The 9,687-nt window shown below is 61.8% G+C and carries 8 protein-coding genes; 6 read left to right on the forward strand and 2 right to left on the reverse strand.

Going from position 1 to position 9,687, the window contains the following annotated elements; translation table 11 throughout:
* Positions 1 to 145: 145 nt before the first annotated feature.
* Genes YA0848_RS26355 through YA0848_RS26370 form a run of 4 tightly spaced genes read left to right on the forward strand, consistent with a single transcriptional unit; the run spans position 146 to position 4,814 of the window.
* On the forward strand, positions 146 to 619 hold the full coding sequence (locus YA0848_RS26355) for a MarR family winged helix-turn-helix transcriptional regulator (RefSeq protein ID WP_034098790.1): 474 nt from the start codon (positions 146 to 148) through the stop codon (positions 617 to 619).
* Positions 616 to 2,067 carry an efflux transporter outer membrane subunit gene (locus YA0848_RS26360; RefSeq protein ID WP_034098788.1) on the forward strand — a complete coding sequence of 484 codons (1,452 nt, stop codon included), beginning with the start codon at positions 616 to 618 and terminating at the stop codon, positions 2,065 to 2,067. Before YA0848_RS26355 ends, YA0848_RS26360 begins: the two co-directional genes overlap by 4 nt.
* Before the next feature lie 15 nt (positions 2,068 to 2,082).
* On the forward strand, positions 2,083 to 3,285 hold the full coding sequence (locus tag YA0848_RS26365) for an HlyD family secretion protein (RefSeq protein WP_034098786.1): 1,203 nt from the start codon (positions 2,083 to 2,085) through the stop codon (positions 3,283 to 3,285).
* On the forward strand, positions 3,285 to 4,814 hold the full coding sequence (locus tag YA0848_RS26370; RefSeq protein WP_034098778.1) for a DHA2 family efflux MFS transporter permease subunit: 1,530 nt from the start codon (positions 3,285 to 3,287) through the stop codon (positions 4,812 to 4,814). Before YA0848_RS26365 ends, YA0848_RS26370 begins: the two co-directional genes overlap by 1 nt.
* An 84-nt stretch (positions 4,815 to 4,898) precedes the next feature.
* Here YA0848_RS26370 and lpxH read toward each other — a convergent pair whose 3' ends face one another.
* Positions 4,899 to 5,648 carry a UDP-2,3-diacylglucosamine diphosphatase gene (gene lpxH, locus YA0848_RS26375; RefSeq protein WP_034138614.1) on the reverse strand — a complete coding sequence of 250 codons (750 nt, stop codon included), beginning with the start codon at positions 5,646 to 5,648 and terminating at the stop codon, positions 4,899 to 4,901.
* Positions 5,645 to 6,148: a peptidylprolyl isomerase gene (locus YA0848_RS26380; RefSeq protein ID WP_034098775.1), complete on the reverse strand. Its 504-nt coding sequence runs from the start codon at positions 6,146 to 6,148 to the stop codon at positions 5,645 to 5,647. The genes lpxH and YA0848_RS26380 overlap by 4 nt, the downstream gene beginning before the upstream one ends.
* A gap of 249 nt (positions 6,149 to 6,397) precedes the next feature.
* On the opposite strand from YA0848_RS26380, the gene YA0848_RS26385 reads away from it, so the two are divergent.
* Together YA0848_RS26385 and cysS are read left to right on the forward strand one after the other, a co-directional pair.
* Entirely contained in the window at positions 6,398 to 8,098 is a 1,701-nt protein-coding gene (locus YA0848_RS26385; protein WP_169903443.1) for a glutamine--tRNA ligase/YqeY domain fusion protein, read from the forward strand.
* Positions 8,099 to 8,116: 18 nt separating this feature from the next.
* Positions 8,117 to 9,505 carry a cysteine--tRNA ligase gene (cysS, locus tag YA0848_RS26390; RefSeq protein WP_034098771.1) on the forward strand — a complete coding sequence of 463 codons (1,389 nt, stop codon included), beginning with the start codon at positions 8,117 to 8,119 and terminating at the stop codon, positions 9,503 to 9,505.
* Positions 9,506 to 9,687: the final 182 nt, after the last annotated feature.

A 9,687-nucleotide genomic window follows, 5' to 3' on the forward strand; every position in this document is an offset into this window, starting at 1 on the left:
CAAGCCCCCTCCCACATTAAGTCTGTCTTTCACCCACCCATCGCCAAACTACCAAGCAACCTAACTATTCCATTTGACTTTCGCTGCCTAGGCAGTAATATCTCGTCACACATTCACTGCCTAGGCAGTAATAAGGTGACTTTCTATGCCGCACTTCACCCCTGACAACTTCCACAACTGCCACCTTGGCCTGTTGCTGGGCCGCGCCGCGATCCTCAAGGACCGCATCATCGACACCCATATGGAACCCCACGGCATCACCGCCGCGCAGTTCAAGGTGTTGATCATCATGGCCCAGTTCGGTGTCGACACCCCCGCGGAGCTGTGCCGCAACCTGTCCCTGGACAGCGGCTCGATGACGCGCATGCTCGATCGCCTGGAGCAGAAAGGCTTGCTATGCCGGCAGCGCTCCGAACAGGACCGGCGCCAGGTGCAACTGGTCCTCACCGCCGACGGCCAGCGCTTGGCGGACATGCTGCCGCACATCGGCGCCGCTGCGCTGAATCAGCTGGCCGGTGTGCTCGAACCGGGCGAGCTGGAAACCCTGGAACGCATCCTCAAGAAAATTCTGATAGCCGCAGGTGACCCCATCACCCTGCAGCGGGTAGGTAAAGCATGAACACACGCGCCCTATGCCTGGTGCTCATGGCCATGAGCATGGCCGGTTGCGCCAACTACAGCGGCCTCGACACCCAGGGCCAGCGCCTTGATGCCAATACGCTGCAAACCGGTAAGTCCTTGAGTGGGGTGACCCTCTCCAGTGCTGCCTGGCCGAGCGCCGATTGGTGGAAAAGCCTCGGCGACCCGCAGCTCGACGGCCTGATCAACGAAGCCCTGCAAAACAGCCCGGATATGCAAGTAGCCAGCGCCCGTGCGCATCAGGCTCAAGCGGCTGCCTACGCTGCCGACGCCGCGCGCATGCCGACCCTGGATGCCAGCGCCGGAGTGAGCCGTTCGCGCCTGGCCAAGGACCAGGACCCGCGCGGGGAGGGCGATGCCTACTCGACGGTGCGCAACATCGGCGCCAGCTTCAATTACACCTTCGACCTCTGGGGTGGCCAGCGCGCCGCCTGGGAGGCCGCGTTGGGCCAGGCGCGTGCCGCCCAAGTCGATCAACAGGCCGCGCGCCTGACCCTGGCCGCCGATGTGGCCAAGGCCTACAGCGATCTGGGCCAGGCCCATATCGTGCGTGACCTCGCTGAAGAAGACCTCAAGCGCACCCGGCAGATGCTCGAACTGAGCCAGCGTCGCCTGGATTCTGGCATCGACAGCCACTACCAGTACCAGCAAACCGAAAGCCTGGCGGCGAGTTCCGAGTCGCAGTTGATCGATGCGCAAAAACAATTGCAGAGCGCCAAGATCGCCCTGGCGGTGTTGCTCGGTAAAGGCCCGGACCGTGGCGGCGAACTAGCACGCCCGGCCGTGCTCAAGCCCGCCGCTGTGGCGGTGCCTGCGGTGCTGCCCGCCGAGCTGCTGGGCCGGCGCCCCGATCTGATCGCCGCGCGCTGGCGCGTGGAGGCGGCGGGTCGCAATATCGATGCGAGCAAAACCCGCTTCTACCCCAACCTCAATCTCAGCGCCAGCGCCGGCGCCGAGTCGTTGCTGGGCGATGCCATGTTCGGTTCGGCCAGCCGCTTCTTCAATATTGCGCCGACGGTCTCGTTGCCGATCTTCGACGGCGGCCGCCTGCGTGCCGACCTTGACGCCCGCGACGCTGACTACGACCTGGCCGTGGCGCAATACAACAAAACCCTGGTGCAAGCCCTGGGCGATATCGGCAACACCTTGTCGCAACTGCGCGACACCGGTCGGCAGATCCAGGCCCAGCAACACGCTACGGACATTGCCCAGCAGTCCTACGACACGGTGGTCCAGCGCTACGGCTCCGGCATCGGCAGCTACCTGGACGTGCTCAGCATCGAGCAGCAACTGCTGCAGGCCCAGCGTCAGCTGGCGACCCTCAATGCCGGGCAAATCACCCTGTCGATCCAATTGATGCAGGCCCTGGGCGGCGGTTACAGCGCCAGTAATGTCGCGTCGACCACCCCTGCCACCCGCACGGAATAATTCGAGGTATTTGTTATGGCCACTGCCGAACACTCCAACGCCACACCGCAACCGAACACCAACAACAACCCGCGCAAGCGCAAAGTCATGCTGATCGGCCTCGCCTTGATCGTCATCCTGGGCGTGGTCGGCGTGTGGGGCTGGTACGAACTGTACGGGCGCTTCAATGAAAGCACCGACGATGCCTATGTGAATGGCAACGTGGTGGAAATCACCCCGCTGGTCACCGGCACCGTGGTTAGCATCGGCGCCGATGATGGCGACCTGGTGCATGCCGGCCAGGTGCTGGTCAATTTCGACCCGAACGACGCCGCTGTCGGCCTGCAAAGTGCCCAGGCCAACTTGGCGCGCACCGTGCGCCAGGTACGTGGCTTGTACAGCAACGTTGACGGCATGAAAGCCCAGGTCAATGCGCAGAAAGCCGATGTGCAGACTGCCCAGGACAACTACAACCGCCGTAAGACCCTGGCCCAGGGCGGGGCGATTTCCCAGGAAGAACTGTCCCACGCCCGTGACAGCCTGACCGCAGCCAAGAACGCCCTGACCAATCTTGAACAGCAACTCAAAACCACCAACGCCCTGGTGGACGACACGGTGATCAGCTCGCACCCCGACGTGCAGGCCGCCGCCGCGCAACTGCGCCAGGCTTACCTGACCAACGCGCGCAGCACCTTGATCGCGCCGGTCACCGGCTACGTGGCCAAGCGCAGCGTGCAATTGGGCCAGCGCGTGCAACCAGGCACGGCGTTGATGGCGGTGATCCCACTGGACCAGCTGTGGATCGACGCTAACTTCAAGGAAACCCAACTTCGCGATATGCGCATCGGCCAGCCGGTGGACATTGAGTCGGACATCTACGGCAGCGACGTTAAATACAGCGGCACCGTCGACAGCCTCGGCGCCGGAACCGGTAGCGCATTCGCCTTGCTGCCGGCGCAGAACGCCACCGGTAACTGGATCAAAATCGTGCAGCGTGTACCGGTGCGTATCCACATCAACGCCGAAGAACTGGCCAAGCACCCGCTACGCGTGGGCTTGAGCACGGTGGTCAACGTCGACCTGCATGACCAGAGCGGCCCGGTGCTGGCGCAACAGCCGCCGCAGAAGGCGTCGTTCACCACCACGGTGTATGACCAGCAACTGGCCGAGGCCGATGCCATGATCACGCAACTGATCCATGCCAACAGCGTCGCCGCTCCCAAGGCTGCGCAACGCTGATGAGCAAGGAAGCCTCGTTCACGCCGCCCAGCCTGTTGATGGCCACTATTGGCCTGTCGCTGGCGACCTTTATGCAGGTGCTCGACACCACCATCGCCAACGTGGCGTTGCCGACTATCTCCGGCAACCTGGGCGTGAGTTCGGAGCAAGGCACCTGGGTGATTACCTCGTTTGCGGTGAGCAACGCAATTGCATTGCCGCTCACCGGCTGGTTGAGTCGGCGCTTTGGCGAGGTGAAGCTGTTCCTGTGGGCGACCATGCTGTTTGTATTGGCGTCGTTCCTCTGCGGGATTTCCACGTCGATGCCCGAATTGATCGGGTTTCGGGTACTGCAAGGCCTGGTGGCCGGGCCGTTGTACCCGATGACCCAGACGCTGCTGATCGCGGTGTACCCGCCGGCCAAACGCGGCATGGCCCTGGCGCTGCTGGCGATGGTCACGGTGGTGGCGCCGATTGCCGGGCCGATCCTCGGCGGTTGGATCACTGACAGTTACAGCTGGCCGTGGATCTTCTTTATCAACGTACCCATCGGCATCTTTGCGGTGATGGTGGTGCGCTCGCAATTGAAGAAACGCCCGGTGCACACCAGTTACCAACCCATGGACTATGTCGGGTTGCTCAGCTTGATCGTCGGGGTCGGCGCGTTGCAGATCATCCTCGACAAGGGCAATGACCTGGACTGGTTCGAATCCAATTTCATCATTATCGGCGCGGCGATCTCGGCGATTGCCCTGGCGGTGTTTGTGATCTGGGAAATGACCGACGAGCATCCGGTGGTCAACCTGCGGCTGTTCGCTTACCGTAACTTCCGCATCGGCACCATCGTGTTGATCCTCGGCTACGCCGGTTTCTTCGGCATCAACCTGATCCTGCCGCAGTGGTTGCAGACCCAGATGGGCTACACCGCCACCTGGGCCGGGCTGGCGGTGGCGCCGATCGGTATTCTGCCGGTGCTGATGTCGCCGTTCGTGGGCAAGTACGCGCACAAGTTCGACTTGCGTCTGCTGGCGGGCCTGGCGTTCCTGGCGATTGGCCTGAGCTGCTTTATGCGCGCGGGCTTCACCAATGAAGTGGACTTTACCCATATCGCCCTGGTGCAACTGTTTATGGGGATCGGCGTGGCATTGTTCTTTATGCCGACCCTGAGCATCCTGATGTCCGACCTGCCTCCGCAGCAGATCGCCGACGGTGCCGGGCTCGCCACGTTCCTGCGTACCCTGGGTGGTAGCTTTGCGGCGTCGCTGACCACTTGGATCTGGATCCGCCGCGCCGACCAGCACCATGCGTACATGAGCGAAAGCATGACGCCCTATGACTCGGCCACCCGCGATGCCCTGCAGGCGCTGGGCGGAGCGGGGCAGAAGGCTTATACGCAGTTGGATCACATCCTCACCAGCCAGGCGTACATGATGTCCACCGTGGATTACTTCACGTTGCTAGGCTGGATGTTCATGGCGTTGATGTTGCTGGTGTGGCTGGCCAAGCCGCCGTTTGGTGCCAAGGCAGGGCCGGAAGCGTCCGGCCACTGATTGGCAAAGACTCAAATGCAATCAATTGTGGGAGGGGGCTTGGGTCCCCCCCACATTTTGATCTCTATTCAGTGGGTTTGAGGATCAGGCGCCAGGCAATGCGAGTTGCGGGTTGACGAAGTCAAACGCCGCCAACTGAAAGCCTTGCTCATCCACCTGCAACGCCCAACCCTGCTTGTCCCAATCCCCGAGCACAATGCGCCGGGCAGCCTGGTCGCCGATCTGCAGCTTGTGGATCGCCGGGCGGTGGGTATGGCCGTGCACGAGTGTGCGCACGCCGAAGTGCTGCATGACCCGCGGCACTTCCTCGGGGGTGACATCCACAATGTCATTGGCCTTCATGCGCGTTTGCGCCCGGCTCTCGCTACGCAGCTTGCGCGCCAGCTTGTGGCGGCTGCCCAAGGGCAGATGGCGCAGGATAAACAGCACAATGGGGTTGCGCAGGATGCGCCGCAGCTTCATATAGCCAAGGTCACGGGTGCACAGGCTGTCGCCGTGCATCAGCAGCACGGGCTCACCGTGCAGTTGCACCACGCTCGGGTCTTTAAGCAGGGTGGCGCCGGCGGCTTTGCAGAACGCCTTGCCAAGTAGGAAATCGCGGTTGCCGTGCATGATGAAAATCGCGGTGCCGCTGTCGCTCAGTTCACGCAGGTGCGCGCAAATCGAGCGTTGGAATTCGGTCATCCCATCGTCGCCAATCCAGGCTTCGAAGAAGTCCCCCAGAATGTACAACGCCTGGGCACCACGGGCGCGGCCGTGGAGCAGATCCAGAAACGCCCGGGTGATGTCCGGGCGCTCCTCTTCCAGATGCAAATCTGAAATCAGCAATATCACCCAACGATCTCGGCTTTCTCGACGATCACGTCTTCAGCAGGGACGTCCTGGTGGCCAGCCTTAGAGGTGGTGGACACGCCTTTGATCTTGTCGACCACATCGGTGCCTTCGGTGACTTTACCGAACACCGCATAACCCCAGCCCTGCACGTTCTTGCCGCTGTGGTTGAGGAAGGTGTTGTCGGCCACGTTGATGAAGAACTGCGCGGAGGCCGAATGCGGCTCCATGGTACGGGCCATGGCGACGGTGTACTTGTCGTTGGAGAGGCCGTTGTCCGCTTCGTTCTGGATGCTTGGGCGCTTGTCTTTCTTTTCCTTCATGCCTGGCTCGAAACCGCCGCCCTGGATCATGAAGTTGCCGATGACACGGTGGAAAACGGTGTTTTCGTAGTGGCCGGCTTTAACGTATTCGATGAAGTTGGCGACGGTGATCGGCGCTTTCTCGGCGTTCAGCTCGATGACGATGTCACCGTGGTTGGTGGTCAATTTGACTTGAGTCATGTGCACTACTCTTTTCAGGGAATTCGTGGGTTTGGGCGCGCAGAGCGCCTGACCTGTCTGGCTAAACGGCGGCCAAGGCGCGCAGTTTAGCGTGCCCGGCGGGAATTTCGAGGTGGTTTTTTACCGCCCGTGCATTAAATGCAGCAGTTTTTGGCCGCGCTCTGTCAGCGGCTTGACCGCTTCGGCTATGATAAGCCCTTTGTTTTATCTGGCCGCAAACGGCCACGAACCTGTCTGTTCAAGGATCCTATGAGCAAGCCCACTGTCGACCCTACCTCGAATTCCAAGGCCGGACCTGCCGTCCCGGTCAATTTCCTGCGCCCGATCATCCAGGCGGACCTGGATTCGGGCAAGCACACGCAGATCGTCACCCGTTTCCCGCCTGAGCCCAACGGCTACCTGCACATCGGTCACGCCAAGTCGATCTGTGTGAACTTCGGCCTGGCCCAGGAATTCGGCGGCGTCACGCACCTGCGTTTCGACGACACCAACCCGGCCAAGGAAGACCAGGAATACATCGACGCCATCGAAAGCGACGTGAAGTGGCTGGGTTTCGAATGGTCCGGTGAAGTGCGCTATGCCTCGCAGTACTTCGACCAGTTGCACGACTGGGCCGTGGAGTTGATCAAGGCCGGCAAGGCCTACGTCGACGATCTGAGCCCGGAGCAAGCCAAGGAATACCGTGGCACGCTGACCGAACCGGGCAAGAACAGCCCGTTCCGCGACCGTTCGGTGCAAGAGAACCTGGACTGGTTCGCCCGCATGCGCGCCGGTGAGTTCCCGGACGGCGCCCGCGTACTGCGCGCCAAGATCGACATGGCCTCGCCGAACATGAACCTGCGCGACCCGATCATGTACCGCATCCGCCACGCCCATCACCACCAGACCGGCGACAAGTGGTGCATCTACCCCAACTACGACTTCACCCACGGCCAGTCGGACGCCATCGAAGGCATCACTCATTCGATCTGCACCCTTGAGTTCGAGAGCCATCGTCCGCTGTACGAGTGGTTCCTGGACAACCTGCCGGTGCCGGCCCATCCGCGCCAGTACGAGTTCAGCCGCCTGAACCTGAACTACACCATCACCAGCAAGCGCAAGCTCAAGCAGCTGGTGGATGAAAAGCACGTGCATGGCTGGGACGACCCGCGCATGTCCACGCTGTCGGGCTTCCGCCGCCGTGGCTACACGCCGGCTTCGATCCGTAATTTCTGCGAAATGGTCGGCACCAACCGTTCCGACGGCGTAGTGGACTACGGCATGCTCGAATTCAGCATCCGCCAGGACCTCGACGCCAACGCGCCGCGCGCCATGTGCGTACTGCGTCCGCTGAAAGTGGTGATCACCAACTACCCGGAAAACAAGGTCGACCACCTCGAACTGCCGCGTCATCCGCAGAACGAAGCCCTCGGCGTGCGCAAGCTGCCGTTCGCCCGTGAAATCTACATCGACCGTGACGACTTCATGGAAGAGCCGCCAAAAGGCTACAAGCGCCTGGAGCCGAACGGCGAAGTGCGCCTGCGCGGCAGCTACGTGATCCGCGCCGACGAAGCGATCAAGGACGCCGACGGCAACATCGTCGAACTGCGTTGCTCGTACGACCCGGACACCCTGGGCAAGAACCCCGAAGGCCGCAAGGTCAAGGGCGTGATCCACTGGGTGCCGGCCGCCGCCAGCGTCGAGTGCGAAGTACGTCTGTACGACCGTCTGTTCCGCTCGCCGAATCCCGAGAAGGCCGAAGACAGCGCCAGTTTCCTCGACAACATCAACCCTGACTCCCTGCAAGTACTCACTGGTTGTCGTGCCGAGCCATCGCTTGGTGACGCACAGCCGGAAGACCGTTTCCAGTTCGAGCGCGAAGGCTACTTCTGCGCGGATATCAAGGACTCGAAACCTGGTGCTCCGGTATTCAACCGTACCGTGACCCTGCGTGATTCGTGGGGCCAGTGATTCTCTAAGGAAGCCGTTGTGCTAACGATCTACAACACACTCAGCAAGACCAAAGAGGTCTTCAAGCCGCTCGATGGCAACAAGGTGCGCATGTACGTGTGCGGCATGACCGTGTACGACTACTGCCACATCGGCCACGGCCGCAGCATGGTGGCCTTCGACCTGGTCACCCGCTGGCTGCGTTTCAGCGGCTATGACCTGACCTACGTGCGTAACATCACCGACATCGACGACAAGATCATCAATCGCGCCAACGAAAACGGCGAGTCGTTCGACGCGTTGACCGAGCGCATGATCGCCGCGATGCACGAGGACGAGGCGCGCCTCAACATCCTCAAACCGGACATGGAGCCGCGCGCCACCGACCACATCGCCGGCATGCACGCGATGATCCAGGCCCTGATCGACAAGGGTTACGCCTACGCGCCGGGCAATGGCGACGTGTACTACCGCGTGGCCAAGTTCATGGGCTACGGCAAGCTGTCGCGCAAGAAAATCGAAGACCTGCGCATCGGCGCGCGCATCGAAGTCGACGAAGCCAAGCAAGACCCGCTGGACTTCGTGCTGTGGAAAGCCACCAAGCCCGGCGAGCCGAGCTGGGAGTCGCCGTGGGGCGCAGGCCGTCCGGGCTGGCACATCGAGTGCTCGGTGATGTCCACCTGCTGCCTGGGCGAGACCTTCGACATTCACGGCGGCGGTAGCGACCTGGAGTTCCCGCACCACGAAAACGAAATCGCCCAGAGCGAAGCCGCCACCGGCAAGACCTACGCCAACGCCTGGATGCACTGCGGCATGATCCGCATCAATGGCGAGAAGATGTCCAAGTCCTTGAACAACTTCTTCACCATCCGCGACGTGCTGGAAAAGTACCACCCGGAAGTGGTGCGTTACCTGCTGGTGTCCAGCCACTACCGCAGCGCCATCAACTACTCGGAAGACAACCTCAAGGACGCCAAGGGCGCCCTGGAGCGGTTCTACCACGCGTTGAAAGGCTTGCCCGCCGTTGCACCTGCCGGCGGCGAAGCCTTCGTGGCACGCTTTACCGAAGTCATGAACGACGACTTCGGCACGCCGGAAGCCTGCGCGGTGCTGTTCGAAATGGTGCGCGAGATCAACCGCCTGCGCGAGAGCGACCTCGACGCGGCGGCAGGCCTGGCGGCACGCTTGAAAGAACTGGCGAGCGTGTTGGGCGTGCTGCAGATGGAAGCCGACGACTTCCTGCAAGCCGGCGCCGAAGGGCGTGTGGACGCGGCTGAAGTCGATGCGCTGATCCAGGCGCGTTTAGCTGCGCGGACCAACAAGGACTGGGCGGAATCCGACCGTATCCGTGACCAACTGACCGCGATGGGTGTGGTGTTGGAAGACGGCAAAGGCGGCACGACCTGGCGGTTGGCTGATCAAGCTTGATCGTTGATTGCTGAATAAAAAACGCCCCGACTGGTTCGGGGCTTTTTTTGCATACCGTTTTAGTGAGCGGCTCATCCGATCCCGTGTGGGAGGGGCGGCGCGACGATTCGACTTGCCCCCGATAGCGGTGGCTCAGCCAACATACCTGCCAACAGTGCCGCTGCCTTCGAAGCCTCGCTAAA

It is taken from the genome of Pseudomonas sp. S4_EA_1b, assembly GCF_016307435.1.
Classification (GTDB): Bacteria; Pseudomonadota; Gammaproteobacteria; order Pseudomonadales; family Pseudomonadaceae; genus Aquipseudomonas; species Aquipseudomonas rhodesiae.

Excerpts from the sequence above, each read along its gene's own strand:
- YA0848_RS26365 (WP_034098786.1), top strand. The coding sequence starts at position 2,083 with ATGGCCACTGCCGAACACTCCAACGCCACACCGCAACCGAACACCAAC.
- YA0848_RS26360 (WP_034098788.1), top strand. The coding sequence starts at position 616 with ATGAACACACGCGCCCTATGCCTGGTGCTCATGGCCATGAGCATGGCC.
- YA0848_RS26355 (WP_034098790.1), top strand. The coding sequence starts at position 146 with ATGCCGCACTTCACCCCTGACAACTTCCACAACTGCCACCTTGGCCTG.
- YA0848_RS26370 (WP_034098778.1), top strand. The coding sequence starts at position 3,285 with ATGAGCAAGGAAGCCTCGTTCACGCCGCCCAGCCTGTTGATGGCCACT.
- YA0848_RS26385 (WP_169903443.1), top strand. The coding sequence starts at position 6,398 with ATGAGCAAGCCCACTGTCGACCCTACCTCGAATTCCAAGGCCGGACCT.
- YA0848_RS26380 (WP_034098775.1), bottom strand. The coding sequence starts at position 6,148 with ATGACTCAAGTCAAATTGACCACCAACCACGGTGACATCGTCATCGAG.